Genomic DNA, 26,023 nt, shown 5'->3' with positions numbered 1-26,023 from the left:
GTCCCGTTTCGAGCCGCGTGGCTACGCGGCCCGAGCCTCTTTTGCACCGCAATATTGCGCCACATAGGCGTGGTGCTCGGGCAGGCTGGCCACGGTGCGCGCGGTGTTCTCGCGCAGCGTGGTCAGGAAGCGGTCGAGCTCCTGATCGCTCATCTTCTTGGCAACCGGGTGGAAGGCGCGCGGCATGATCCCCTGGCCGAGCATGACCTGCACCCAGCTGTTCTCGACGAACAGTTCCTCGTTCTTGCGGAACACCCGGCCGGTTTCCCGGAATAGCTCGATCTTCTGGGTCAGGCTGTCGGGAATATCCATCGTGGCGCACTGGCGCCAGAACGGGCTGTCGCGCCGGTCGGTGGCCTTGTAGTGCAGGATGAGGAAGTCGCGCACCTGCACCATGTCGGTGAGCTGCTGTTCGTTGAACTCGGCGATATCGCGCTCGCTCACCTCGCCCGCCGGCATCATGCGCAACAGGCGGATCACGGCGCGCTGGATCAGGTGGATACTGGTCGATTCCAGCGGCTCGAGGAAGCCGCTCGACAGGCCGATGGCAATGCAGTTGCGGTGCCACTGCTTGCGCCGCGCCCCGGTGCGGAAGGGGATGGCGCGCGGTTCGCTGATCGGCTTACCGTCCAGCGTGGACATGAGCCGGTCGTGCGCTTCGTCCTTCGAGAGATAGCGGCTGCAATAGACGATCCCGTTCCCCCCGCGCGTCTGCAGCGGGATGCGCCACTGCCAGCCCGCGTCATGCGCGATGGCGCGCGTGTAGGGCACGGGCGGCCCGGCAAGCTCGGTCTGGACTGCCATGGCCGCATCGCAGGGCAACTGGTGCGACCAGTCGTCATAGCCGACATGCAGCGCGCCTTCGATCAGCAGCGCCCGGAAGCCGGTGCAGTCGACAAACAGGTCGCCTTCGAGGCGCTGGCCGTTCTCCAGCGAGATCGCCGCAATATTGCCGCTCTCGCCATCGAGTTCGACGTTCGAGATCTTGCCCTCGACCCGCGTCGCCCCGGCTTCCTCGGCCAGGCGGCGCAGGAAGGCGGCGTAGGCGGTCGCGTTCAGGTGGAAGGCGTAATTGAGGCGGTTTTCCGGAAGGTGCGCGAACTTGCCTGCGTATGCTGCCAGAAGCTCGAGGCAGTAGTCGTCGTAGCTGTGGGTGTGGCCGCGCTCGAGCCCTTCGGCCCAGAAATGCTGGAACCCGGCGGACCAGTGATCGCGCCCGGTCGAGCCGAAGGAATGGAAGTACTTCTCCCCGTCGACCTTCCAGTTCTCGAACTCGATGCCGAGTTTGAAGGCGGCCTGCGTCTCGCGCATGAACTCGGCCTCGTTGATGCCGAGCAGCTGGTTGAAGGCGATCAGCGGCGGGATCGTCGCTTCGCCGACACCCACGGTGCCGATTGCATCGCTTTCGACCAGCGTCAGCTCGATCGCGCTGCCCATGGTGCGCGCCAGCGCGGCAGCGGCCATCCAGCCGGCGGTGCCGCCACCGGCTACGATAACGCGGCGGGGTTTGTATTCGCTCATCGGTTCAGGGTCCTCAGGAGAAAAGCCTTGATCTGCCCGGCGGTCTTCGCCGTCAGCGGGGCGAGCACGCCGCGGGCCTTTTCGGGAATGTGTTCGGTCACCTCGGGCGGGTTTTCGAACACGTAATGGTCGAACAGCTGGCGCCAGAAGAGGCGCTCCTCGCGCGGAAGATCGCGCAGGGCGAGGATAGCGTGGTTGAGCGCATCCTGCGGCTGGCCGAGAAAGGCGGGCGTATCGCGCCACCAGTAATTCACTAGCACGTTGAAGGGAGAGAGCCCTTCCACATGGTGCCACCACATCGACGGGATGTAGACCGCATCGCCTGGCTCGAGTTCGGCCACCAGAGCGTGTTCCATCGCCTCGGCAAAGCGCGGATAGGCCTCGAGATCGGGCGCGTGGAAGTCGACCATGCTGACCGCGCGGCCGGCCGGGGTGTTTTCGAGCGGGCCGATGTAAAGGTTGTTGTATTGCTCGGGCGGGAAGATCGTGAACCGGCGCTTGCCCACCGCACAGCAGGCGATGTTGCGCGGGAAATCGTTATGCGCCGCGACGCGGGTCGAGGTGCCGATCCAGATGCTGTGCAGCGGATCGCGATCGTCCACGGGCGAGGCGTTTTCTTCGACGAGGCCGTCGAAGAACAGCTTCATGTCGACCGAGGTGAGATAGATGGCCGGCACATCCGCCTTGCCCTCGTTGTCGTCGAAGCCGCGGAAGATATCGGCCAGCTTTCCGCGCGCTTCGCGAAAATTCATCCCGAAATCATCGTCGTAGAAAAGGCGCCCGTCGCGGCCTGGCTGGCCGATAGTGACGGTGAAGGGCACGGGCCGCGATTTGTCCAGCAGGTAGGCGCGGGCGGCGCGCGGGGATTCGAGCCCCGCCTGCACCAGCGGCCAGTCCTTCACCAGCCCGCGTACGATGAAGGGCTGCGGATTGCTGTCGAGCAGCTCCGACAAGGCCGCCGCATCAGCGACCTCGCGCACCTCGACGGTCTTCATCCGCGCAAAAATCGAGGGGTCGGCTTCAGCCACGGTTCTCCTTCGCGTCCTTGCGCGCAACGAGGTCGGTGAGGTTCGAGACCGAAGCCAGCGCCATGAAGATCGGCATCAGATGCTCTTCAGCGTGGAGCGCGCCCAGCGCTTCGCCGTCGAGCGTGCGCAGCTTGTCTTCGTTGATCATGTGGAAGCCGACCAGCGAATGGGTTGATCCGTTCGACAGCGGGACTTCGAAGGTGAAGGGCTCCAGCAGCTCGTAGCGGGCGAGCGCGTCGTAGAAGTCACCGCTGGCCTGGTAACCGACGTGCAGGGCGCCCAGCTTGCGGGTGATGTCTTCCAGGAACGGGGTCGACTGGCCGTGCTCGTCGAACACCCGCGTGCCTTCACCGCTGGTCGAAACGCGCGGGTGGCCCATGTCGATATGGACCTGTCCTTCGCCTTCGCCATCGGGGGCGCGGCCGACCAGGAAGGGCTGGATCGCGATCGACAGCGGGCGATAGCGCGCGTCCCAGACATCGCCATCGAGAAACAGGTTCTCGCCGTTCTCGAAACCGAAAAGGGCAAGAGCAACGAACTTGCCGCTCGCGGCATCCCGGCGGAACACGATCGGGTAGTGCGCCTGCACCTGCCGGAATTCCTCAGGCACGATCAGCGCGGCCATGGCGGTGTCGCCGAATTCGGCGCTCGCATGGGTGTGCACGCGCAGTTCGGCGTGGTCGGCGGTGTTGAGGATCTGGTGGTTGCTCATTGTGAGGCGGTTTCTCCCTGGGCGGCGCGATCGGATGCGCTCGCCATCATTGCATCGAGATAGGTTCGGTTGGAAGGCAGGGCGGACGCCATGGCCCGGCTGCGTTCGTGAATTTCGGCAAGCCGGCGGCGGGCGGCGTCGTCGGCTGGTCCCTGTGCCTCGGCGGGCAGGGGGAATCCCATGCCGTAGAGGACATACTGCTGGCTGGCGGCGGAAAAGATTTCGTCGACCTGCGGGAAATCGGCGGCCGAGGGTGCGTGGTCGCGCCACAGCGCCAGCTGGCCGGCGAGCGAGGCCGGGATCGTCGCCGGATCGCGCTGGGCGACCCAATAGGGTTCCTCGCGCCGGCTGAGCACGTAGTGCAACTTGAGGAAATCGACGATCCGGTCCCAGCGGTAGCGGAACAGCGCATTGAAGCGATCTGCGAGCTGGGGCAGCCCTTCGCGGCTGTGCGGATAGCCATCCGCCAGCGCTTTCAGCGAGAGCTCGATCAGGACGATCGCAGAGGCTTCGAGTGGTTCGATAAAGCCGGCAGACAGGCCCACTGACAGGCAATTGCCGATCCAGAAGCGATCGCGGTGGCCGGTGGCGAACTCAAGCTTGCGCGGGGCGAGGGCGGCGATGTCGGCGCCCGGTACCTTGCGCTCGACGTGGTCCCGCAAAATGGCTTCTGCCGCATCATCTGAGAGGAAATGCGAGGAGTAGACGCAGCCGATGCCGCGCCGGTTCGGCAGGGCAATGTCCCACAGCCAACCGGCTTCATGCGCGGTGCCGACCGTCTGAGAGGCAATGGGGCTGCCGGGTTCGACCGGGACCTGCACGGCAAGGGCGCGGTCGTTGAAGGACACGTCGGAGCGGTCGATCCATTGCGCGCCCATTTCCTCGCCGATCAGGCGGGCGCGCATGCCGGTGCAGTCGATGAAGAAATCGCCATCGACCGGATCGCCATCGCGAAGCAACAGGCGCGTGATCAGCCCGTCCGCATCGCATTCGACGCCGGTGACATGGGCCTGGATATGGCGCACGCCCAGCGCGCCGGTCGCGTGTTCGGCGAGCAGCGCGCCGAGCTTGCCCGCATCGAGGTGGTAGCCGTAGTTGAGCGCGCCGGCGTAGGGTGGCATCGCCCGCTGGCGCGGCGCAAGATCGCGGTCGCACACGGCGGCCTGCGGGTTCACCGCTTCAGCAAAGGAGCGCTCGCCCGCCAAATCGGCCCAGGCGCGCAGCGTGTCCGCCATCGGCCCGGGAACGGGCGGTGTATAGGGGTGGTAATAGCTGTCGCCATCCGACCCATCGACCCAGCCGTCGAAGCGCGAGCCCTGCTTGAAGGAGGCGTCGCAGCGCTGGAGGAAGGTCGCCTCGTCGATGCCGATGGCGGCGAGCGTGTCGCGCAGCGTCGGCCAGCTGCCTTCGCCAACCCCGATTGTCGGAATATCGGGTGCCTCGACGAGAGTGATCTCGAGGCCCGGGCGCCGCGCAGCCATGACGCAGGCCGACAGCCATCCGGCCGTCCCGCCGCCTACGATCACCAGCCTGTTGAACGCGCTACCCATGAGAATTCGTCCCATACCCTCTCTACGCACGGGAGACAAAAAGAGAGCCGCACTGCCAGGCAGTACGGCCCCCTCTTAAGCCAGGTGGGGGCCGCCGAAGCGGCCCCGACCGTATTAGAAGGAGAAGCGTACCCCGCCCGCGTACCGCGGTGCACCGCGGAAGGCGAAGAAGGTCGTGTCCTCGCTGCGGCGGTAACCCTTCAGGTTCTCGCCGGTGATGTTGATCGCTTCGACGAAGACAGTCAGGCCGAAATCGAACTCGTAGGACGCGCTGGCATCGATCTGCCAGTATTCGTCACGGTAGAACGGGTTCGTCGGGTTCTGGCTGTAGCCGGCGAGGAAGTCATCACGCCAGTTCCAGGCAACACGTGCCTGCAGCGGGCCCTTGTCGTAGAACAGCACGGCGTTGGCGCTGTCCGAAAGACCGACCAGGGCGAACTGGGTCACGTTGTAGGGCTGGCTGTTGTCGAACGTCGCATCGCCGTTGACGATGGTGTAGTTCAGGATGGCGCCAAAGCCCGTTTCCCAGAAGTTGTGCTGGATGGCGAATTCCCAACCGTCGAGCGTAGCCGTCTGGTCGGAGTTCACCGGCAGCGACACGTCGAAGGTCAGCAGCGGGTCGCTGGCATCACCGATGATGCGCCCGATGATGAAGCCGTTGGTGTCACGATCCGGAACGCCATCGTTATCAGCATCCTGGACCACGGTGGAGCCCGGGAAGTTGTTGAAGATGTAGTCACGGATCGCGCCGATCGGGGCGTTCTGGCCGAGCGCTGCGCGTGCCTCGTTGGCGCGTGCACCGTTGTACGGCTGGTAGATGCCCGGAACCTGGACCTGGATACCACCGACACCGATGAAGTTCTTCACGTTCTTACGGAAGTAACCCACCGAGATGTAGCTAGCCGGAGCGTAGTACCATTCGGCCGAGATGTCGAAGTTCTCCGACTTGTACGGCAGGAGGCCAGGGTTGCCCTGCTGACCGGTGCCGCCATCCTGACGGAACAGCGGGTTGAACGTCCGGCCGCCCTGCAGGTTGTCGTAGGTCGGGCGAGCGATCGTGTGGCTGTAGGAAGCGCGCACGACGACGTCCTGAACCGGCTCGATGTCGAAGTCGATGTTCGGCAGCCAGAAGTCATACGACCCCTTGATGCGGCTGAAATCGCGATCCGGCGAGAAGCTCAGGTTGAACTCGTTGGCGGCAACCCACGCGGTAGCGTCGGGGATCAGCGTCAGAGCGCGCGAGTCCACCGTGGTGTTCTCATAGCGCAGGCCGGTGATCAGGTTGGCGCTGCCGAACGAAAACGCCGCTTCGAGATAGGGCGAGATCGTCTTTTCGGTGATCCGGCGATCGGTGGTCTGCTCTGCCAGGCAGGTGCCGCCGATCGACGAGCCGGTTGCCGGGTTCGAACAGATACCGAACTGGTTCTCCAGCAGATCGACCATGCGTTCGAAATCGAACCCATAGAAGCTCTGGATGATGTTCGGATCGTTGGCACCTTCAAGGCCGCGGAAGGCTTCCGGAACGTTGATCTCGAAGAAGATATCGTCCGGAATGTCCGCTGCCGTGCCGAGGCCGCCCCAGGTGTCGTTCTGGATGAAGCCGAAGGCCGACTGGACCTTGTTCTCGATGTAGGAAACACCGAAGTCGAGGCTGTCGAGGAAGCCGAGGTCGGCTTCCCAGCGGCCCTTGAGCTGGACCTGCTCGATGTCGTCGCGGAAGGTGGCGTTACGGAACGCGTTACCCGTTGCGAAGCGCAGCGAGGGATCGTTCGAGTCGATGCCCGGAGCGTTCACATACGAGATCACCGGCAGGTAGCTGGTGAAGTCGATGCGCTGTTCCTGGACGCCGAACACGGCGGTACCGACCGACATGTTGGAGCCGTAGGGCAGGGTCGGCTTCGATTCCGCGCTCGAGTTGTGGTAGTCGAGGATCCAGGTCAGACCGTCGGTGGCTTCCCACTCGAGGTTGAAACCGAGCGACTTGTTGATCGAGCGGTTGTTGGTCAGCGAGCCCGAGTAGGCGAGGTCCGACGGGAACGGGCCGAAGTTTTCCGAATAGAAAACCGGCGACGTCACCGGACCATCGGTGAACTCGCTCGACGTGGTGACGTGGTTGAACCACACACCGACCGAGCTCTGGCGGACATCGACCGTGTTCTGCGAGAAGGTGTAGTCGACCGTTGCCGTGAGGCCGTCGATCAGCTCCGCCTGCAGAACGGCCTGGCCGTTGATGCGCTCGCGAGTGATGTCGCTGACGTTGTACGAACCGTTCTGCGGGACCGCGTAGACGTCGTTCGCGCCCGGACGGTTGGTCTGCAGGTTGTAGGCACCGCGCCAGTCGTTGTTGGGATCGCAGGGAATGGCACCCCACTCGTTCTCAAAGCCCGAACCGCAGCCCAGGTAGCCGTCACGCCAGTCGCTGAAGTACTGGTTGAAGCCCGATTTGCGCTTCTGGTAGCTGCCGGTGAGCGCGATGCCGACACGGTCGTCCATGAAGGTCGTCGAGAAGATACCCGAGACTTCCGGAGTGATGTCCGTGTCGCCGTTCTGCGACTTGTCGTACACACCCTTGACCGCGATCGAGCCCTTCATGCCGGGATCGCTGAGCGGACGCGGGGTGATGATGTTGATGGTCGAGCCGATACCGCCCGAGTTCACCGTTGCACGGCCGGTCTTGTAGACCTCGACCGCAGCCACGGCTTCCGAAGCCAGGTTGCCGAAGTCGAACGAACGCGACGAGGGCGGGCTGGCGCCGTCGCCGAGCGACGAGGTCGGCATCTGGCGACCGTTGAGCGTGACCAGGTTGAATTCCGGACCGAAGCCGCGGACGGTGACGCGAGCGCCTTCGCCGTTATCGCGGTCGATCGAAACACCCGTGATACGCTGCAGCGATTCGGCGAGGTTGGTATCGGGGAACTTACCGATATCTTCCGCCGAGATCGCATCCACGACACCCTGCGCATTGCGCTTGATGTTGAGGGCGTTTTGCAGACTGGCGCGGATACCCGAAACGATGATGACGTTCTCGTCGTCAGCGACGGTGACGGTCTCTTCGTCAGTGTCCTGGGCCAATGCGGCTGGAGCGGTTGCACCCATTGCAACCGCCGATGCCCCCGCCATGAATTTGACGAGCGAAGGCTTGCTCTTCCACTTCATTGGTGATTCTCCTCCCATTTCATGCGCTTCGCGCACACGAAAATCCGTTTGTGAACGTTCACCTATTTGATAACGTTCACTTGGTCAATTCGGTGGCCCCCTGATTGATCACAAAAATGCACATGTGTGGCAAGAATGTTGCAATTATTGCGCACACCCCTTGGCCTTTCGCAAAGTCCCTGTGGCTTCATGGTTGCCGAACGGGCAGGCGCGCCCTAGCTGGAGCGGGAATGTTCGACCCCAAGGCCTTTCGCGACGCACTCGGCAGTTTCGTGACCGGAGTGACCATCGTCACAGCGCGCGACGGCGAGGGCCGTCCGTTCGGGCTTACCGCGAACAGCTTCAACTCCGTCAGCCTCGATCCGCCGATGGTCCTGTGGAGCCTTTCGCTCCAGTCGCGGACCCTGCCGGTGTTCCGCGATGCGGAGTGCTGGGCGGTCCATGTCCTTGCCGAAGATCAGCAGGCCATGTCGGATCGCTTTGCCCGCCCCGGCGACGACAAGTTCGACGGTCTCGACAAGGGCGACGGGCCGGAAGGCGCGCCCCTCATCGAAGGCTACGCGGCGCGCTTCGGGTGCCGCGCGCGCTTCGAGTACGAGGGCGGGGATCACGCCATTTTCCTTGGCGAGGTGGCCGATTTCGATCGCCGCGATGTTGAGCCGCTCATCTATCATTCCGGCCGCTACGCACGCGTCATGCGCAGCCCCACGGGCGAGGATCTTGAGCGTGAGGGGCTGGCGGAAAAAATTGGCGGTACGCTTTCCCTTACGGCCAGCGGCGCAGAGCTGCTTGCCGCGCTGCAGGGCTTGGCGAAGCGCTAGACTCCGGCGTCTCTCCCCGATACCGGTTGCGATAAGCAACTAAGGGAAGAGGCATCATCATGAAGACCCGCATCACCGAACTGTTCGGCATCGAGCACCCGATCATCCAGGGCGGCATGCACTATGTCGGCTTTGCCGAAATGGCGGCCGCAGTCTCGAACGCGGGCGGCCTTGGCATCATCACCGGTCTTACCCAGGGCACGCCCGAGAAGCTCGCCAACGAAATCGCGCGCTGCAAGGACATGACCGACAAACCCTTCGGCGTGAACCTGACCTTCCTGCCGACGGTCAACGCACCCGATTACCCGGGCCTCGTGCGCGTGATCATCGAAGGCGGCGTCAAGGTCGTCGAAACCGCGGGCAACAATCCGGTACAGGTCCTGCCCTACTTCAAGGACGCAGGCGTCAAGGTGATCCACAAGTGCACCAGCGTGCGCCACAGCCTGAAAGCCCAGTCGATCGGCTGCGACGCGGTCAGCGTCGACGGCTTCGAATGCGGCGGCCACCCGGGCGAAGACGACATTCCCAACATGATCCTGCTGCCGCGCGCGGCTGATGAGCTCGAAATCCCCTTCGTCGCCAGCGGCGGCATGGCCGATGCGCGCAGCCTCGTCGCCAGCCTCGCCATGGGCGCGGAAGGCATGAACATGGGCACCCGCTTCATCGCCACCAAGGAAGCCCCGGTCCATGAGAACGTGAAAAAGGCGATCGTCGCAGCGTCCGAGCTCGACACCCGCCTCGTCATGCGCCCGCTGCGCAACACCGAGCGCGTGATGACCAACGACGCAGTCGAGGAACTGCTCAAGATCGAAAAGGAAAAGGGCAGCGATCTGAAGTTCGAAGACATCATCGAACAGGTCGCGGGCGTCTATCCGCGGATCATGATGGAAGGCGACATGGACGCCGGTGCATGGTCCTGCGGCATGGTCGCTGGTCTCATCAACGACATCCCGACCTGCAAGGAACTGATCGATGGCATCATGGCCGAAGCCGACGCGCTGATTAAGCAGCGCCTCGCCGGCCTCGTCGCGTAAGGGGAGGGGCGCATGCTCGATACAAGCTATCGCACCGCCTATAACGAAGACCACGACGCGTTCCGCGACACGGTGCGCAAGGTCTTTGCGGAGCACATGGAACCGCATCTCGACCAGCACGAGGAAGAGGGTATCGTTCCGCGCTCGGCGTGGAAGGCGCTGGGCGATGCGGGGATGCTGTGCCCCACCGTCAAGGAAGAGAACGGCGGCCTCGGCCTCGACTTCGGCTTCAACTGCGTGCTGTGCGAAGAGCTCTCCTACATGGGCTCTTCGGCCGGCTTCACGCTGCAGAACGATATCACGGCGAACTATTTCGAACGCCTCGGCAGCGACGAGCAGCGCGCCAAGTACCTGCCCGGCATGGTCAGCGGCGATATCATCACCGCCATCGCCATGACCGAACCGGGCGCGGGCAGCGATTTGCAGGGCATTCGCACCACCGCGATCGAGGATGGCAACCACCTCGTGATCAACGGCTCGAAGACCTACATCACCAACGGCCAGAACGCCGATTGCGTGATCGTGGTCGCCAAGACCGATCCGACGCAGGGCGCCAAGGGTACTTCGCTGGTGCTGGTCGACGCCGACACGCCGGGCTTCGAGCGCGGGCGCAACCTCGACAAGATCGGCCAGCATTCGGCCGACACGTCGGAGCTGTTCTTCAACGATTGCCGCGTGCCCAAGACCAACATCCTTGGCCAGGAAGGGCGCGGCTTCATCCACCTGATGGAAGAGCTACCGCAGGAACGTCTTGGCATTGCGGTGGGCGCACAAGCGTCGGCCCAGCGCGCCTTTGACGAGGCGGTGAAATTCACGAAGGACCGCAAGGCTTTCGGCCAGACGGTGTTCGAATTCCAGAACACCAAGTTCTCGCTCGCCGACCTCAAGGCCAAGCTGCAGGTCGGCTGGGCGCACCTCGACTGGGCGATCAAGAAGCACCTTGCCGGCGAGCTGACCACCGATGAGGCGAGCGCGGCCAAGCTGTGGCACACCGACCTCCAATGGGAAGTCTGCGACGCGGCGCTACAGCTGCACGGCGGCGCAGGGTACATGAATGAATACACCATCGCCCGCCTGTGGCGCGACGCGCGTGTCACCCGTATCTTCGGCGGCACGAACGAGATCATGAAGGAAGTGATCAGCCGCTCGATCTGACAAAGGATGCCTGCATGACCGACCCGCTCGATTTCACCGGCAAGACCGTTCTCGTCGTCGGCGGCACGAGCGGAATCGGCAACGGCATCGCGCATGGATTCCGAGCGCGAGGCGCCACGGTCCATGTGACCGGGACGCGCGCTTCGGTAAGCGACTATTCGGCTGAGGAAGGCAGCGACCTTTCCGGCCTTGCCTTCGACACGCTCGACGTTTCGGATCCCGCCGCGGTTGATGCCTTCGCGCTGCCCGACAGCCTCGATGTTGTCGTGCTGTGCCAGGGCACGGTCCGCTACCGCCGCGAGGAGTTCGAGCGGCCCGGCTGGGACGCGGTGATGGAGGTCAACCTCAACTCGCTGATGGACTGCGCGCGCGCGGTCCGGCCCAAACTGGCCGAGAACGGCGGGTCGCTGATCATCGTCAGCTCGGTCGGGGCCTATCACGCCATGATCGGCAACCCTGCCTATGCCGCGAGCAAGGCGGGCGCGGTCAGCCTTGTCGGCAGCCTCGCGCAGGCCTGGGCGGGCGAGGGCATCCGCGTGAACGGCATCGCGCCGGGCCTCGTCCCCACCAAACTGACCAAGGTGACGACCGAAAACGAGCAGCGCGCAGCGGGCGCCATCGCAGGCATTCCGGCTGGCCGCATGGGCACGCCCGAGGACATGGCAGGCGCGGCGCTCTATCTTGCCTCGCCGCTTGCCGATTACGTCGTCGGCCAGACCATCCGCGTGGATGGCGGCATGACGCTCTCCTAGGAGAAGACCAATGGAATACGTCAATCTCGGCCCCAGCGGCCTCAAGGTTTCGCGCCTTTGCCTCGGCTGCATGAGCTACGGTGACACCACGCGCGGATGGCACGGCGACTGGGTGCTGTCCGAAGACGAGAGCCGCCCATTCATCCGCGAGGCGCTGGAGGCGGGGATCAACTTCTTCGACACGGCGAACATGTATTCGCTGGGTGCGTCGGAGGAAGTGGTCGGCAAGCTGCTGCCCGAATTCGCCAAGCGCGACGAGATCGTGCTCGCGACAAAGGCCTTCATGCCATGGCGGCAGGCACCCAACACCGGCGGCCTCTCGCGCAAGAGCCTGATTCAGGCGATCGACGACAGCCTGACCCGGCTCAAGATGGACTATGTCGACCTGTTCCAGATCCACCGCTGCGACAATGACACGCCGATCGAGGAAACGATGGAGGCGCTGCACGACATCGTGAAATCGGGCAAGGCGCGCTACATCGGCGCGTCCTCCATGTGGGCCTGGCAGTTCGCCAAGGCGCAGGAAGTCGCGAAGGCCAATGGCTGGACGCGCTTCATCTCGATGCAGAACCATGTGAACCTGCTCTACCGCGAGGAAGAGCGCGAAATGCTGCCGCTGTGCGCCGACCAGGGCGTGGGTGTCATTCCGTGGAGCCCGCTGGCGCGCGGCAAGCTCGCCCGTGCCTGGGACGAGGCCACCGTTCGCAGCGAGACCGACGGCTTCGGCAAGCTGCTCTACCGCCAGCAGGAAGAGGCCGATCGCGCCATTGTCGAGGCGGTCGGCGCGATTGCCCAAGAGCGCGGCGTGTCGCGCGCTACGGTGGCGCTCGGCTGGCATTTCGCCAAGGGTGTGACCGCGCCGATCATCGGGGCCACGAAGGAAGGGCACATTGCTGCGGCGGTGGCGGCCATGGACCTCGACCTGACCGAGGACGAGGTCGCCCGTCTCGAAGCACCCTATGTGCCCAAACAGCCGGTCGGGGTGGAGACTACCGTGCAGCGAAACTGGTCGCTTTCTGTCGCTAGCGGCTAAGAAAACGAGCCTTTCTGCGCGTAGTGTTACAATCGCGCCAAACTGGTCACAAACAAGTCACATCAGCAGGTCAACGCTGCCCGCAACAGGGTGGGATTCGACCGCGTGCGTACTATCAATATTTTCCTGACTGACCCGGCTGCCGGTGAGATGCCAGACTTCGAGAATGGCGAGGTCTGCTATGCGTTTGCGCCGGTCTATCCCGATGGCCCGCGCCGGCTTGTCGAAGGGCCGGTGTGCGTGTTTGTCGACTGGGTGATGGATGACCTCTCGGGCCTCGAGATGTGCCGCCGCCTGCGCACTGATCCGCGTACGGAAGACGCGCATATCACCATCGTGCTCGAAGAAGACGATGCGGAAGACAAGCGCCGCGCGCTGCGTGCCGGTGCCGATGATTACATGGTCGGTCCGATTGACCGGACTACCATTCTCGACCGCGTCATGGCGCTTGAGGCGGGCGGCAAGGCCAGCGTGACCGAGCGGCTCGAACTCGGCCTGCTGCTGGTCGATCTCGCTGCGCTGCAGGCGCGCTGGGACGGGCACCCGCTGGATCTCAGGCCCAACGAATTCCGTTTGCTGCACTTCCTTGCCCAGAACCCCGATCGGGTGCTGTCGCGCACCGATCTGATTGCCGCTCTCGGCAAGCAGGAACCGCCTATCGACGAACGGACGGTGGACGTCTGGATCGGCCGGTTGCGCCGCGCGCTGAGGGCGGTGGGCGCGGGCGAGCGCGTGCGGACCGTACGCTCGCTCGGCTACGTCTACGACAGCTACGACTGAACCCTGTTCCGAACCCGGACAGCCCCTCAGCAGCCCGTGTCGCAAAGTTGACACGGCGCTGCGATGGGTTAGGTCTTTTCCCGAAACGCGTTTCCGGGGGGAAAGATGGCGTTCAGCAGGATACCTGTTCTGACGGCGATTGCCGCCATGGCGCTTGGCCTGGCGCAGGCCCCCGTTGACGCGCAATCTACCGATCCCAACAGCAGCGAAAACGGGGCCTCGGACGAGGCTGAACCAGCGCCGCCGCGCCCTTCCGAGGCCGAGATCGGGATCAGGGAGATGCTGCAAACCCTGAGGGACGAGGGCATCGATATCGACGGCCGTATCCTTAGGGCACGCGAGGCGTGCCGTGAGAAAGCCATGGCCGATGCACCCCAGGCGAGCTCCGATGAAATCGCCGAGGCGGTGGAGGATTGCGTCCTCGTCGAAGAGGGCGTGATCTACGCGCGCGCCATCAATGAAATGAACGAGGGCCGCGTCGACACCTTCAACGCGTCGATGGACCAGTACAACGCGCAGATGGAGCAGTACAACGCGCGGGTCGCCGAGGTGGAGCGCCAAAAGCAACAGTACGAGCGCGACAAGGCCGCCCACGAACGCCTGCTGGCCGAGGGAGTCTGGCAAGAGGGCGCGGCGCCTACCCGGCAAACCTCGCTCGCTGCAGCGCCGCCGCCCGAAAGCCCACCGGCTGCCGACACTGTGCCCCCGGCCACGGAGCCCGCGTCCACGGCACGCGTCGCCGCTTCGCCTCCGACTACGTCTTCCCCGGCACTCACACGCGGGACGGGTGGGGCGCCCGTGAGGGGACGGATACTGTCCCCCAACATGGGCTCGGCCGAGCAGGACAAGGTCCAGCTCGCCGTCATGCAGGCCACGGGCCCGCGCATTGCGCTAGTCATCGGCAATGAGAAGTACGCGAACTCGCTCGGCTCACTGGCCAACCCGGTCAACGATGCCGTTCTGATCGGCGCCACGCTTCGCAGCGCCGGGTTCGACGTTGAAATCCTGACCGATGCGAGCCAGCGGGAAATGAAGGAGGCGGTCCAGCGGCTCGGCAACCGCCTGCATGCGGCTGGCGATAACGCGACGGGGCTGTTCTATTATGCCGGTCACGGCGTGCAGTCGCAGGGCGGCAATTTCCTCATCCCGGTCGGATCGGCGATCGATTCCGAAAGCGATCTCGAACTCGAAGCGGTCAAGGCGGATGCGGTCCTGGCGCAGATGGAAGAGGCCTATGTCTCCACCCGGATCGTGATCCTCGACGCCTGCCGCAACATGCCCCTGCGCCGCCGCACACGCAGCGGGGTGCGCGGGCTGGCGCGGATGGAAACGCCCAATGGCAGCTTTGTCGCCTATTCGACCTCACCCGGCAGCACGGCCGCCGATGGTGGCGGCATCCACAGCCCCTTCGCCGAGGCGCTCGCCTCGCAGATGCTGATCCCCGACCGCCCGATCGAAGTGACCTTCCGGGAGGTTCGCCGCCAGGTTGTCGAAGTGACGGGCGGCGAACAGGTGCCGTGGGATTCCTCCTCGCTGCTGGAAACCTTCAGCTTTTCCGTGTCGCGCTAGTCGCCCAACGAAAAAGGACCGCCCGAGGGCGGCCCTTTCCGAGTGAAAGCTGCTGCGAGCTCTAGAATTCGGCGGAGATCGAAGCCGAGAAGCTGCGACCCACGTCGTAGCTGTTGATCTCGATCCGGTTGGTGCCGTTGGTCTGGAACTCGAAATTGTCGCGGCCCGTGATGTTGCGCGCCTCGAGCTTGAGCTCGAGTTCGGCGCCGGCCAGTTCGAAGCCCTGGCGGAACACGAAGTCGAGACGCAGGCCCGGATCCTCGACGATGTCGGGGAGGGCGGCCGTCCCGCGGCTGGTCACGCGCTCGCTGGCGTAGCTCAGCAGGAAGGTTGCCTGGCTGACCTTGTCGAGGTCCTCGATACCCAGCTGAAGGTTGACGAGGTGGTCCGACTGACCGGTCAGGGGAACCCCGTCGCGGAAGAAGTTGGTGGCCGGCTGGTCGGCGAAGGGGAAAACCCGGGCGATATCGTTCGGGCCGACCTTCAGTTCCGACTGAGTGTAGGTGTAGTTCGCGATCGCGACGAGGCGCTTGGAGTCGAACCATTCGCCCAGCGTGTAGAGGTCCTTGTTCCACTGGAACTCGGCCTCGACACCATAGAGCGTGGCCGACGGGGCGTTGGCGAAGCCGCTGACCTGGTTGTTGTCCGAGAAGCTCGAGAAGATCTCGATCGGGTTTTCGATGTCCTTGTAGAAGCCGGCGACGCTCGCCTTGCTGCCCGAACCCCAGTAGTATTCGAGGCGCGCTTCGTAGTTCGTCAGCTCGCTGTCGACCAGCGACGGGTTGCCGTTGAATTGGCGGTTGGTTTCCGGATCGAAGTAGGTCTGGAAAATCAGCTCGCGGAACTGCGGGCGGGCGATGGTCTTCGATGCGTTGAGGCGCATCTGCACGCTATCGGCGATTTCCCAGGTAACCGTTGCGCCCGGCAGGAAGTAGTCGTTTTCCAGCAGGGTGCTGTTGGCCGAACCGCTGGGAAGACCGTCGAGGCCGAGCGGGACGACCGTCTGGGTTGCATCCTCGTAGCGCACGCCGAGATCGAGCGAGACGCCGGTCACCGGCTCGACACGCGCCTGGGCATAGGCGGCGACGATTTCGAGGCTGGCCGAGAACGCCGGGTCCGAACCGGTGGTGTCGAAGATGTTGTAGGTGAACGGACCGATGCCGGCAGCCTGCTGCGCGACCGGGTCGTAGCCCAGCTCGATCAGCGAGTCGCCGAGGAGGTTGTCCGGGCGGAAGGCGCCGAAGACATCCGGATAGCCGCTCGATGCGCGGATATCGAACTCGCGGCGCGAGGAGAGGCGCGAGGTGTCGGTATACGCACCGCCGACCGTCACACCCAGCCAGTTGGCCAGCTGGTAGCTCACGTCGAGACCGCCGTAGTAGAGGTCCTCCGTCAGGTCCGAGAACGCAACAACTGCCCCGCCACGCTGCGGGTCGAGCGTGTTGAGGAAGAGATTGCCGAGCGGATCGTTCGGGTTGTTGCTGCGGGTGTAGGTGAATTCCCATTCGAAGGGCGCTTCACGCTGCGTCTGGGCGTAGCCGGCGCGCAGGTCGACCGAGAGATCGCCGAATTCGAGTTCGCCGGTGAACTGGGTGTCGAACAGCTGGCGTTCGTACCAAGCGGTCTGCTGCACCTGGTCGGTGTCGTCGTTCTGGAAGTCCGTACCTTCGGCGAGCGAGGCGCGCTTCAGGCTATCACGGATGAACAGGTTGACGATGCGGAAACGATGCTCGCCGACTTCGAGGCCGAAGCCGAGCATGGCGTTCGCCAGGATGCGCTGGTCGGTGGTGAACTGGCGGAAGTCGGTGTCGAGATCGAGGTCCGCGTTCACTGCCGTCTGACGCGTGATGAAGCGGTTGCGCCACTTGTTGCTGAGCGACGCGGTTGCGATGATGCCGAAGCGACCGTCGGAGAAGACGTCGAAGGCGGTACCCGCCGTAATGCCGGCCGACCAGTTGACCGGCAGGTCGTTGTCCTGCTGCAGCAGGATCAGGTTCGGATCGCCCAGTTCGAGCAGGATCGAACGCTGGTCGACATTCGGGTCGGAGATCGGCAGGCCGCTGTCGAGATAGTTCTGCAGCTGCGGACGGATCGTGCGGCGACCGTTGTCGAAGCCGAACCAGTCGTAAGTCGAGCCGTGGTAGGTGTAGCCCGGACCACCAGTGCTTTCGGAGTCCACCGAAAGGCCGGTGCTGACCTTGATGAAGCTTTCCTCGGGAACGGCGCGGGTGGTCAGGTTGATGACACCGCCGCCGAATTCGCCGGGGAAGTTGGCCGAATAGGTCTTCTGGACCAGGCTCGATGCAACGATGCTGGTCGGGAAGATATCGAGCGGGACAACGCGGCTCAGGGGCTGCGGCGAAGGCAGCGGCAGGCCGTTGAGGAGTGCGAGCGAGTAGCGATCGCCGAGGCCGCGAACGAAGACGAGGCCGTTGCCGACGGTCGAGAGGCCGGTGACGCGCGTCAGCGCGCCGGCGATGTCGCCTTCGCCGGTGCGGGCGATGCTGGCGCTGTCGAGGACCGAGACGACCTGCGAGGAGGCGCGGGTAACATCCTGGCGGCGGCGGCCGGTCACGACGATAGCGCCGCCGGGGACCGAGATCTCGGGCTGCTCGAACTGCTCTTCTTCAGGCGTGTCGTCGATACCTTCCACCTGCTGCGCGGCAAGCGCATCGGTCGCGGTATCTTCTTCAGCCGGTACGCCTTCGGCGCCGTTTCCGGCACTCGTGTCCTGCGCAAACGCGGCGCCGGGAATGGTGAGTGCGGTGGTGAGCAGGAGCAGCGCGGTAAGCTGCTTGCCGGTCGACATGGTTCGAGACCCCCTCATGTTCAGGCCTTAAAAACGGGTGCGGAGCCTTTGCGTTGGCTCCTGAAACGAAAAGCGAAGAAGGCCGCGGGATGCGCGTTCGCGCACACCCCGCGGCCCCGGTGTCCGATTAGTAAACCGGCAGGCTCGTGCAGTCCGTGACAGCGGCGTCGAACGCCACGGTCGAGGAGTTGCAGGTCCAGCCCTGGACCCAGGTGTCGTTGCCCGGGTAGGCGGCGCCGATGTTCGTCGGAGTGGTGAAGAACGGAGCGAGCGTAGCTGCGTCGAAGACCGCCACACCGTTCTCGTTCGCACCGTTGACGAAGGTCATCGTGAGCGTGTTGGTGAAGTTTGCATCGTTGTTCGTGCCGGCGTTGAAGACACCTTCGGTCTGAGCCGCGGTGATGCCGCCCGAACCGTCACGGAAGTCCGTGGCGCAGTCGAGAACGAAGCTGTTGAAGACCGGCGGGCCGTTGTCGTCGAGGCCGGCATTCGTAGCGCGAAGCGTTTCGTCGAGGTCGAGTCGCAGGCAGGGCGTGCCGCCGGTTGCGTCGACAAGGACGGTGTTCACGATGGTGAAGTCAGCGCCTCCGCGGATACGGATGGCCTGGTCGAGTTCCGCACCGTTGTGGATGAAGGTCGCGTTCGAGATCTTCGTGTCCTGACGCGGGGTCTGGTCTTCGAGGCCGTTGTTCGAGTCGGCTTCGATGATCGTGTCGCCGGCGCCGGGGCGCTGGATGGCGATGACATTCTGCATGTTGACCTTGACGCCGGTGTCGGTGTCGAGGCTGTCGTCTTCAGCGCCAACAACGATGAGGTTGCGCACGTTGAAGCGGCCGCCGAAGAACTCCACGCCGTCATCCGAGCTGTTGTAGCTCATGACGTTGCTGATCGCGGTGCCGTTGCCGACGCCGCCGGTGGTCAGCGCCTGCAGCTCGTTGTCGCCCGAGAGGACGAAGCCCGAGTAACGGATCTGGACGTAGTTCAGGCTGCCCGAATCGTCGCTGGCGTCGTTGCCGCCGAACAGGGCCGGCTGGGCAGCGCCTTCGACCTGGCGTTCGCAATCGACGGTGCCCGGGGTCGCGCCCGGTGCGATGCAGTCGGTGACCGGCGCACGGCCCGAAAGGACGAGGCCGCCCCACTGGCCCGACGAGTTGTCGGTGTTGAGGCCCTGGACGTTGTCACGGCTGGTGAAGACGATCGGGCGAGCGGCGGTGCCGTTGGCTTCGATCGTGTTGCCGCGGTTGACGTTCATCCAGCCCGAACCGGACGAGAACAGGATCACGCCCGGTTCGATGGTCAGGGCGACGTTGGTGTCACTGAGGCCGTCCGAAGCGTCGGCAGCCGGGCCGCCGTCGGTGCCGACATCGACGCGGCCGTTGATGCGGTAGAGCAGGCCGGGAATGTAGGGCAGGGTCGAGGACGCGTTGAAGCGCGAAGGCAGGTCGCAGACGCGCCATTCACCGGTCGGGCCGCTCGTCGTGCCGGCATCGGTCAGGCCCGAGGGGTCCGAGATGGTCGGGCAGCCGGCAGCCGGGGTCACTAGCGTCGAGGTCGGCGTAGCGGTCGGCGTCGGCGTGGGCGACGGCGCGTTGGTGTTGTTGATAGTGATGTTCCCGCCGGTACCCGGCGAGACGATTTCGTCGGCCCCGCAGCTGGCAAGAGCCAGTGCCGAGCAGCCGAGAACGAGCGAACGATGGAAGTTGGTCACGGGTAGCGGTCCCCTCAAAAACCGGATGAATCGATGATGCGAGTTCGTTGATCGCGACTCGCCCGCTAGGGGTCCTTCGTGACAGTTTTTGTCGGTTCGTGACCGTTGTGTTGCAGTTTCAACAGCTAATGCGACGAACTGCGCCGGTTTCATCCAAAAACCGAAAATTCGACGCCAGGTTGCAGAAATATGACAATGTTACGGTTTTGTTGCAGTTGCTGTAACATTCGCTCATTCATGCTCGCACAACACAGTTGGGAGCAGTTTCAATGGCAATCATGACGAGCATCGCGCTGGCGCTGATGGCACAGGGAACGGCAGGCGCTGTTCCTGCCCCAGAGGCCGACTACGACGTTGGTTACGAAGAGCTGGTAGCCAACGAGAACGATGCGGCCCGCAAAGCGATCGAGAGCTGCGACACGCTGGCAGCCGATGACCCGGCCCGGCTCATCAATCACGGCATCGCTCTCGCGCGCACGGGAAACTATGACGCTGCGCGTGATCAGTTCGAAGCGGCTGCAGGAGCCGGCAGCAGCGTCGAACTGGAGACCGCCGACGGTCGCTGGGTGGATTCCCGCCGCCTGGCCCGCAAGGCGCTGGCCATGCTCGATAAGGGTGAGTTCGCCCGCTATTACGCGCTTTCGCTCCGCTAAGTCTTCGCGAGACAGCCGAGCCATCAGGCCCGCCTCCTTCCGGGGAGGCGGGTTTCTTTGTGCGCGGCGGCCCACAATCCTGTGAACATTCAGCTTCCTGTCACTCGCCTGTCATGTATCATGGCCATCGGGACCGGACGGAGGGTGCAATGATTCTCGCACGCTTGGCGCTGGTTACGGGATTGTCCTGCGCAGCGCTGATCGCCTTCCCTGCGAAGGCGGATGTCATGGAGATAGACGGGGACGGTGCGCGCTGGATTGCCGGCGCAGGCGCCGCGCTTCCGGCTGCCTCCACGGAAATTGCGCCCGAGGCCGAACTTATCGAAGTCCCGGAAGACATCTTCGTCCCCGATTTCGCGGTTGCCGATCCGGGCCAGCACGCCCGCCTCGTCCCCGAAGGGTACAAGGCCAAGGTGGCCGAGCTCGCCCAGCGGTTCGACTTGAGCCCGACGCTGATCGAAGCGCTGGTGTGGCAGGAAAGCCGCTGGCGCGCCAACGCGGTTTCGCCGGTCGGTGCCCGCGGCCTTGCGCAGCTCATGCCGGGCACGGCCCGCGAGCTTGGTGTCGATCCGGACGATCCCTTTGCCAACCTAGAAGGCGGCGCGCGCTACCTGCGCGAACAGCTCGACCGGTTCGACGGCGATCTCGAAAAAGCGCTCGCGGCGTATAACGCGGGGCCCGGGCGCGTGATCCGCGCCGGCGGCATCCCGCGCATCCGCGAAACCCAGCATTATGTGGCAGCCATCATGGGCCGCCTCTCCGACCATTCACGGGAGTAACTAAGTGAGTCGCATCTTTTCCGCTCTGGCAGTCCTCGCTGCCTTCCTGACGCCCAGCGCCGCCTTTGCGCAAGCCGCGGACCCGGCAGGTTCGGGCCCGATCGTGGCCGCGCTCGGCTGGCTGCAGGGCACGCTGCTCGGCAACGTCGCCACCGCTGTTGCCGTGATGGCGGTTGCCGCTGTCGGATTCATGATGCTGACCGGCCGGCTCAACTGGCGCTTCGGCGCCACCGTGATCATCGGCGTGTTCATCCTGTTCGGCGCAGCATCGATCGTCGCCGGCATCCAGGGCGTGGCAGGCTGATATGACCGCGCTCGTCCGCCATCCCGTTCACCGCGCTCTCACGCGCCCGCAGATGTTCGCGGGGGTGACATATAACTATTTCATCATCAACGGGATGGTGACGACCGAGGCTTTCCTGATCACCGGCAGCTGGCTTTCGCTGCTGGTCTTCGCCGTGATGCACGGCATCGGCTACTTCGCTTGCTTGCGCGAGCCGCGCATTTTCGACCTGTGGATCACCAAGGTCAGCAAATGCCCGCGGGTGAAGAACTACCAGCGCTGGGGGTGCAATTCCTATGCCGCGTAAAGAGAAGTGGATGGGCGCCGCTGCCTGGAGCGCGAAGGAAGCGCGCGCCGGCGATCGCCTGCCGTACCTGCGCCTGATCGACGAAAGCACGCTGCTGCTGCGCGATGGCAGCGTGATGACCGCGATCCAGGTGCCCGGCCTCCTGTTCGAGACCGAGGACAGCGAAGCGCTGAACGCCCACGCCGCAACGCGCGAAGTGGTGCTGCGCTCGACGCTCGATGCGCGCTTCGTGCTTTATCATCACGTTATCCGCCGCCGCGTGTCGGTCGATCTGGAAGCGGACTTTCCTGATCCGATCAGCCGCCATATTGACGCGCGCTGGCGCGAGCGGCTGGGGTCTGGCCAGCTCTTCGTGAACGATCAATTCATCACCCTCATTCGCCGTCCTGCGCGCGGCAAGGCCGGCTTTGCCGAGCGGGTCGCCAAGACCTTCAAGCGCAAGGGCCCCGAACAGCTCGAAGCCGATCCCAAGGACCTGCGCAGCTTGCGCGCGGCCTCGCAGGGGCTCGTCGCCTCGCTGCAGGCCTATGGCGCAACGCCGCTGGCCGATTACGTCGGGCCGCAGGGCAATACCAATTCGGAGATGCTGGAGCTGCTGAGCGCGCTCTACAACGGCGAAATGCGCCCGGTGCGCAAGCCGGCCGACGACGTCAATCTGGGCCACATGCTGCCTTACCGCCGTGTCAGCTTCGGCCTCGACGCGATCGAGATGCGCGGCTCGGGTTCGCCCGATTTTGCCGGCATCATCGGGCTCAAGGACTATCCCGAAGCGACCAGCCCGGGCCTGCTCGACAGCCTGCTGCGCCTGCCGTTCGAAATGGTGGTGAGCGAAAGCTACGCGCCGACCGAGCGCCAGACCGCCCGCGAGCGCATGGATCTCGCCATTCGCCGCCTGCGCAGCGCCGACGAGGAAGCCGCTGCTGAGCGCGCCGACATGATGGCCGCGCGCGATGCGCTGGGTAACGGTGCAGTCGGTTTCGGCGACCACCACCTGACCGTCATGGTCAAGGAACGCGACCTCGGCCGCCTCGATGACGCAATGGCCGCCTGTTCCGCCGCGCTCGCAGATACTGGCGCGATCGCGGTGCGCGAAGACACCAATCTCGAGCCCGCTTTCTGGGGCCAATTCCCCGGCAACGAGAGCTATCTCGTGCGCCGCGCGCTTATCTCGAGCGCGAACATGGCAAGCTTCGGCTCGCTGCATGGCTTTGCGCTCGGCCAGGCGCAGGGCAACCACTGGGGCGAGGCGGTGACGCTGCTGGAAACCACCAGCGCTACGCCGTTCTTCTTCAATTTCCACCACGGCGACCTCGGCAATTTCTCGGTCATCGGGCCGAGCGGCTCGGGCAAGACCGTGGTGATGAATTTCCTGGCCGCGCAGGCGCAGAAGTTCAGCCCGCGCACCATCCTGTTCGACAAGGACCGCGGTGCAGAACTGTTCGTCCGCGGCATCGGCGGGCGCTACGACAGCATCCGTTCGGGCGAGCCGACCGGTTTCAACCCGCTCGCGCTGCCCGACACGCCGGGCAACAAGGCCTTCCTGCGCGACTGGCTGGGCGTGCTCTTGAAGGCAGAAGGCCCGGAAGAAGAGCAGACCATCGCGGGTGCGGTCGACGCGGCCTACGCCAACGACGCCTCTCTGCGCCGCCTGCGCCACTTCAAGGAGCTTCTCTCGGGCAGCCGCCGCCCGCAGCCGGGCGATCTGGCCGACCGCCTCGGCGCCTGGATCGGTGAGGGCGAGAACGCCTGGATGTTCGACAACGCGGACGACAAGCTCGACCTGTCGGCTCGTGTGCTCGGGTTCGACATGACCGCGCTGCTGGAAAACCCCAAGCTGCGCACGCCGACCATGATGTACCTCTTCCACCGGATCGAGGAGCGCCTGGACGGCAAGCCGACCATGATCCTGATCGACGAGGGCTGGAAGGCGCTCGACGACGAGATCTTCGCCGCCCGCATTCGCGACTGGCTCAAGACCCTGCGTAAGCGCAACGCGCTGGTCGGTTTCGCCACGCAGTCGGCGCGCGATGCTCTGGAAAGCCGCATTTCCACCGCATTGGTCGAGCAGACTGCGACCATGGTGTTCATGCCCAACTCGCGCGCGCGGCCGGAAGATTATTGCGACGGCTTCGGCCTGACCGAGCACGAGCTTGCGCTCATCCGCACGCTGCCGGCACACAGCCGCTGCTTCCTCGTGCGCCAGCCCGATGCGAGCGTGGTTGTGCGTCTCGACCTTTCGGGCGCTCCCGAAGTGCTGACGCTGCTTTCGGGCCGCGAAAGCTCTGTGCGCCGCCTCGACCTGCTGCGCGAAGCGCTCGGCGATGCGCCTTCGGAATGGTTCCCCGCGCTGACCGGCACCAAGTGGCCGGGCGGGGCAAACGATGAAGGGGAGGCCGGGGTCGAAGCCCTTGGCCTTGCTGCCGAGTGAGCGTGAACTGCCAACAGGCCACCGAACAGGTCGGCAACGGCGTCGCTGCGGCGCTGCGCGGGGTCGACTGCATCGCGGGCGAAGCCAGCGCGGCCGCGTTCGGGCGCCTGTTCGCACCGGGCGGCTCGCTCGGCACGGTGCTGACCATCCTGCTGACCATCTTCATCGCGCTTTTCGCGCTCGCGCTGCTGACCGGCCGCACCAATATCGGCGTGCGCAGCCTGGTGCCGCGCATGATGACGCTTGGCCTCGTGCTGACCTTCGCGACCAGCTGGATTGCTTACCAAAGCGTAGTCTGGAACCTCGCCGTGGCGACACCTGACTATCTCGCGGGAATCCTGACCGGCACACAAGGTTCGGCCACAGACACCTTCGCGCAGAAGATCGACGTGGTCTTCATCGCGATCCAGGAAGCGAGCGCCGGGGCCACCGATATCTCGACCTTCTCGCCAGAAGGCATGATGTGGTTCGGTGCGATGCTTTTCATGCTGGGCACCGTGGGGCTGCTGGTGACCACCAAGATCGCGCTGGGCGTGCTGATCGCGCTTGGCCCGCTGTTCGTGGTTATGGCGCTGTTCAACGGCACGCGCGGCCTGTTCACCGGCTGGGTGAAGGGGCTGACGATGTGCGCGCTCGTACCGCTGTTTGCCGTTCTCGGCGGCAGCGTGATGCTCGAGCTTGCCGTGCCCATTCTGGGTGCGCTCACGGCCACGCCGGGCCAGGTCGACCCGCAGGCGGGCATGGCGTTCTTCATGATCGGCGCCGTGCATGTCGCGCTCATGGCGCTGGTGCTCAAGGTTGCCGGCACCATGGTGTCTGGCTGGACGGTGTTCGGCCTCGTGCCCGAAAAGGAAGAGAAATCGACCAGCGCTCCGGCAGTCCAGCCTGCGGCCCCCGCTGCCGCGCTCGCGCAGGCGCAGGCGGCCAACCAGGCCAGCAGCCAGGCCCGCAGGATCGATGTTTCCGCCGTGCCGACCGCCTACGCCGCGAATGACGCCGGCAGCGCAGGCAGTGGTGGCACCTCGCGCGTAACCAAAGTTTACGCCACCTCTTCAGGCTCTGCTCAGCAAGCCGTTTCTAGCAAGGCCCGCGTGCGCGGCTCCGGCATCGGTAGCCGGTTCAAGTCCGCCACGCCCAAGGCCCTCGACCGTTCCATGGAGAAACCCGCATGATTCGCGCGCTTGTACCCGCGCTCGCACTCGCCCTGGTGGCCACGCCCGCCATTGCCCAGGATTCGCGTCTCGTCGAAGTGATGTATGACGAGTTCAAGGTGGTGCGCGTCGAAGGCCGCGTCACCGTCCAGGCCAGCATCATGTTCGGCGATGACGAGGTCATCGAAAACGTCGCCATTGGTGACAGCGCAAGCTGGCAGGTCACGCCCAACAAGCGCGCGAACATCCTGTTCGTGAAGCCGCTGGAAGCGCGCGCCTCAACCAATCTGACGGTCATCACGAGCAAGCGCACCTACCTGTTCGACCTGGTCGCCAATCCGAATGCCAAGCCGCTCTACCTGATGCGTTTTGCCTATCCGGACGAGCCGGAGGACGAGCAGGACGTGCAGCTCGCCGAAGCGCCCAACGCCGTCGAGCAGCAGGCTGCACGGGACCCCTATGCGGTGGTCGACCCGGCCGACCTGAACTTCGCCTGGAACGCCTCGGGCGATCCGGAACTGCTGCCGGAAAACACCTATGACGACGGCACCGCGACCTTCCTGACCTGGCCCAACGGCAAGGACGTGCCGGCAATCCTGGTCACCAATTCGGAAGGCGTCGAAGGCCCGGTAAACTTTACCGTGCGCGGCGACACGATTGTAGTCGACGGCGTGCCGCGATCGATCGTCCTGCGTTCGGGCCGCAACAGCGCCCAGCTCATCAACACGGGGCCCGAGCGCCCCGCTGCCAGTGCGAGCGGCAACCCCGCTCTCGCCTCGAAGGGGAGGTAACCG

21 protein-coding genes are annotated in these 26,023 nt (G+C 64.7%); 14 read left to right on the top strand and 7 right to left on the bottom strand.

All coding sequences use genetic code 11. The annotated features are described in order from the left end of the window. Positions 1–21 precede the first annotated feature (21 nt). The 5 genes from KUV82_RS12160 to KUV82_RS12140 form a co-directional block, all read right to left on the bottom strand. On the bottom strand, positions 22–1,521 hold the full coding sequence (locus KUV82_RS12160; RefSeq protein WP_219954523.1) for a tryptophan halogenase family protein: 1,500 nt from the start codon (positions 1,519–1,521) through the stop codon (positions 22–24). Further along, positions 1,518–2,549: a cupin-like domain-containing protein gene (locus KUV82_RS12155; protein ID WP_258319746.1), complete on the bottom strand. Its 1,032-nt coding sequence runs from the start codon at positions 2,547–2,549 to the stop codon at positions 1,518–1,520. The genes KUV82_RS12160 and KUV82_RS12155 overlap by 4 nt, the downstream gene beginning before the upstream one ends. Further along, positions 2,542–3,261 (bottom strand): SapC family protein, encoded by a 720-nt coding sequence (locus KUV82_RS12150; protein ID WP_219954522.1) that lies wholly within the window; start codon positions 3,259–3,261, stop codon positions 2,542–2,544. The genes KUV82_RS12155 and KUV82_RS12150 overlap by 8 nt, the downstream gene beginning before the upstream one ends. After that, the gene (locus tag KUV82_RS12145) at positions 3,258–4,826 is read right to left on the bottom strand and encodes a tryptophan halogenase family protein (protein ID WP_258319745.1); all 1,569 of its coding nucleotides are present in this window, start codon (positions 4,824–4,826) and stop codon (positions 3,258–3,260) included. Before KUV82_RS12145 ends, KUV82_RS12150 begins: the two co-directional genes overlap by 4 nt. A gap of 99 nt (positions 4,827–4,925) precedes the next feature. Beyond that, positions 4,926–7,967, bottom strand: a complete 3,042-nt coding sequence (locus KUV82_RS12140) for a TonB-dependent receptor (protein WP_258319744.1) — start codon at positions 7,965–7,967, stop codon at positions 4,926–4,928. A gap of 230 nt (positions 7,968–8,197) precedes the next feature. Here KUV82_RS12140 and KUV82_RS12135 point away from each other — a divergent pair, with 230 nt between their 5' ends. The 7 genes from KUV82_RS12135 (at position 8,198) to KUV82_RS12105 (ending at position 15,111) form a co-directional block, all read left to right on the top strand. Next, positions 8,198–8,788, top strand: coding sequence for a flavin reductase family protein (locus KUV82_RS12135; RefSeq protein WP_219954521.1), 591 nt, complete (start codon positions 8,198–8,200; stop codon positions 8,786–8,788). 59 nt (positions 8,789–8,847) lie between these two features. Continuing rightward, positions 8,848–9,822 (top strand): NAD(P)H-dependent flavin oxidoreductase, encoded by a 975-nt coding sequence (locus tag KUV82_RS12130; RefSeq protein ID WP_219954520.1) that lies wholly within the window; start codon positions 8,848–8,850, stop codon positions 9,820–9,822. A 12-nt stretch (positions 9,823–9,834) separates the two neighbouring features. After that, complete coding sequence (locus KUV82_RS12125; protein WP_219954519.1) at positions 9,835–10,977, top strand: acyl-CoA dehydrogenase family protein; 1,143 nt, start codon at positions 9,835–9,837, stop codon at positions 10,975–10,977. A gap of 14 nt (positions 10,978–10,991) precedes the next feature. Next, positions 10,992–11,729 carry an SDR family NAD(P)-dependent oxidoreductase gene (locus KUV82_RS12120; RefSeq protein WP_219954518.1) on the top strand — a complete coding sequence of 246 codons (738 nt, stop codon included), beginning with the start codon at positions 10,992–10,994 and terminating at the stop codon, positions 11,727–11,729. A 10-nt stretch (positions 11,730–11,739) separates the two neighbouring features. Next, positions 11,740–12,762, top strand: a complete 1,023-nt coding sequence (locus tag KUV82_RS12115) for an aldo/keto reductase (protein ID WP_219954517.1) — start codon at positions 11,740–11,742, stop codon at positions 12,760–12,762. A gap of 105 nt (positions 12,763–12,867) precedes the next feature. Further along, a complete protein-coding gene (locus KUV82_RS12110; RefSeq protein ID WP_258319743.1) occupies positions 12,868–13,542 on the top strand; it encodes a response regulator transcription factor in 675 nt (224 codons plus the stop codon). 105 nt (positions 13,543–13,647) lie between these two features. Continuing rightward, complete coding sequence (locus KUV82_RS12105) at positions 13,648–15,111, top strand: caspase family protein (RefSeq protein ID WP_219954516.1); 1,464 nt, start codon at positions 13,648–13,650, stop codon at positions 15,109–15,111. Positions 15,112–15,172: 61 nt separating this feature from the next. On the opposite strand, the gene KUV82_RS12100 is transcribed toward KUV82_RS12105, so the two are convergent. Together KUV82_RS12100 and KUV82_RS12095 are read right to left on the bottom strand one after the other, a co-directional pair. Then, positions 15,173–17,920: a TonB-dependent receptor domain-containing protein gene (locus KUV82_RS12100; protein ID WP_219954515.1), complete on the bottom strand. Its 2,748-nt coding sequence runs from the start codon at positions 17,918–17,920 to the stop codon at positions 15,173–15,175. 127 nt (positions 17,921–18,047) lie between these two features. Next, entirely contained in the window at positions 18,048–19,628 is a 1,581-nt protein-coding gene (locus tag KUV82_RS12095; RefSeq protein ID WP_219954514.1) for a hypothetical protein, read from the bottom strand. A 269-nt stretch (positions 19,629–19,897) separates the two neighbouring features. Here KUV82_RS12095 and KUV82_RS12090 point away from each other — a divergent pair, with 269 nt between their 5' ends. From KUV82_RS12090 to KUV82_RS12060, 7 genes are all read left to right on the top strand, one after another. After that, the gene (locus KUV82_RS12090; RefSeq protein WP_219954513.1) at positions 19,898–20,281 is read left to right on the top strand and encodes a hypothetical protein; all 384 of its coding nucleotides are present in this window, start codon (positions 19,898–19,900) and stop codon (positions 20,279–20,281) included. 149 nt (positions 20,282–20,430) lie between these two features. Next, positions 20,431–21,060 (top strand): lytic transglycosylase domain-containing protein, encoded by a 630-nt coding sequence (locus KUV82_RS12085; protein ID WP_258319742.1) that lies wholly within the window; start codon positions 20,431–20,433, stop codon positions 21,058–21,060. A gap of 4 nt (positions 21,061–21,064) precedes the next feature. Beyond that, the gene (locus KUV82_RS12080; RefSeq protein ID WP_219954511.1) at positions 21,065–21,364 is read left to right on the top strand and encodes a TrbC/VirB2 family protein; all 300 of its coding nucleotides are present in this window, start codon (positions 21,065–21,067) and stop codon (positions 21,362–21,364) included. A 1-nt stretch (position 21,365) separates the two neighbouring features. Next, positions 21,366–21,650 (top strand): type IV secretion system protein VirB3, encoded by a 285-nt coding sequence (locus KUV82_RS12075; protein WP_219954510.1) that lies wholly within the window; start codon positions 21,366–21,368, stop codon positions 21,648–21,650. Then, positions 21,640–24,078, top strand: coding sequence for a VirB4 family type IV secretion/conjugal transfer ATPase (locus KUV82_RS12070; protein WP_219954509.1), 2,439 nt, complete (start codon positions 21,640–21,642; stop codon positions 24,076–24,078). The genes KUV82_RS12075 and KUV82_RS12070 overlap by 11 nt, the downstream gene beginning before the upstream one ends. Positions 24,079–24,080: 2 nt before the next feature. Further along, entirely contained in the window at positions 24,081–25,250 is a 1,170-nt protein-coding gene (locus KUV82_RS12065; RefSeq protein ID WP_309148077.1) for a type IV secretion system protein, read from the top strand. Then, on the top strand, positions 25,247–26,020 hold the full coding sequence (locus tag KUV82_RS12060) for a TrbG/VirB9 family P-type conjugative transfer protein (protein WP_219954507.1): 774 nt from the start codon (positions 25,247–25,249) through the stop codon (positions 26,018–26,020). The genes KUV82_RS12065 and KUV82_RS12060 overlap by 4 nt, the downstream gene beginning before the upstream one ends. Positions 26,021–26,023 lie beyond the last annotated feature (3 nt).

The sequence above is a fragment of the Qipengyuania flava genome (assembly GCF_019448255.1).
In the GTDB taxonomy this organism is placed as follows: domain Bacteria; phylum Pseudomonadota; class Alphaproteobacteria; order Sphingomonadales; family Sphingomonadaceae; genus Qipengyuania; species Qipengyuania flava_A.
This window is presented reverse-complemented; position numbering and strand designations above follow the sequence as displayed.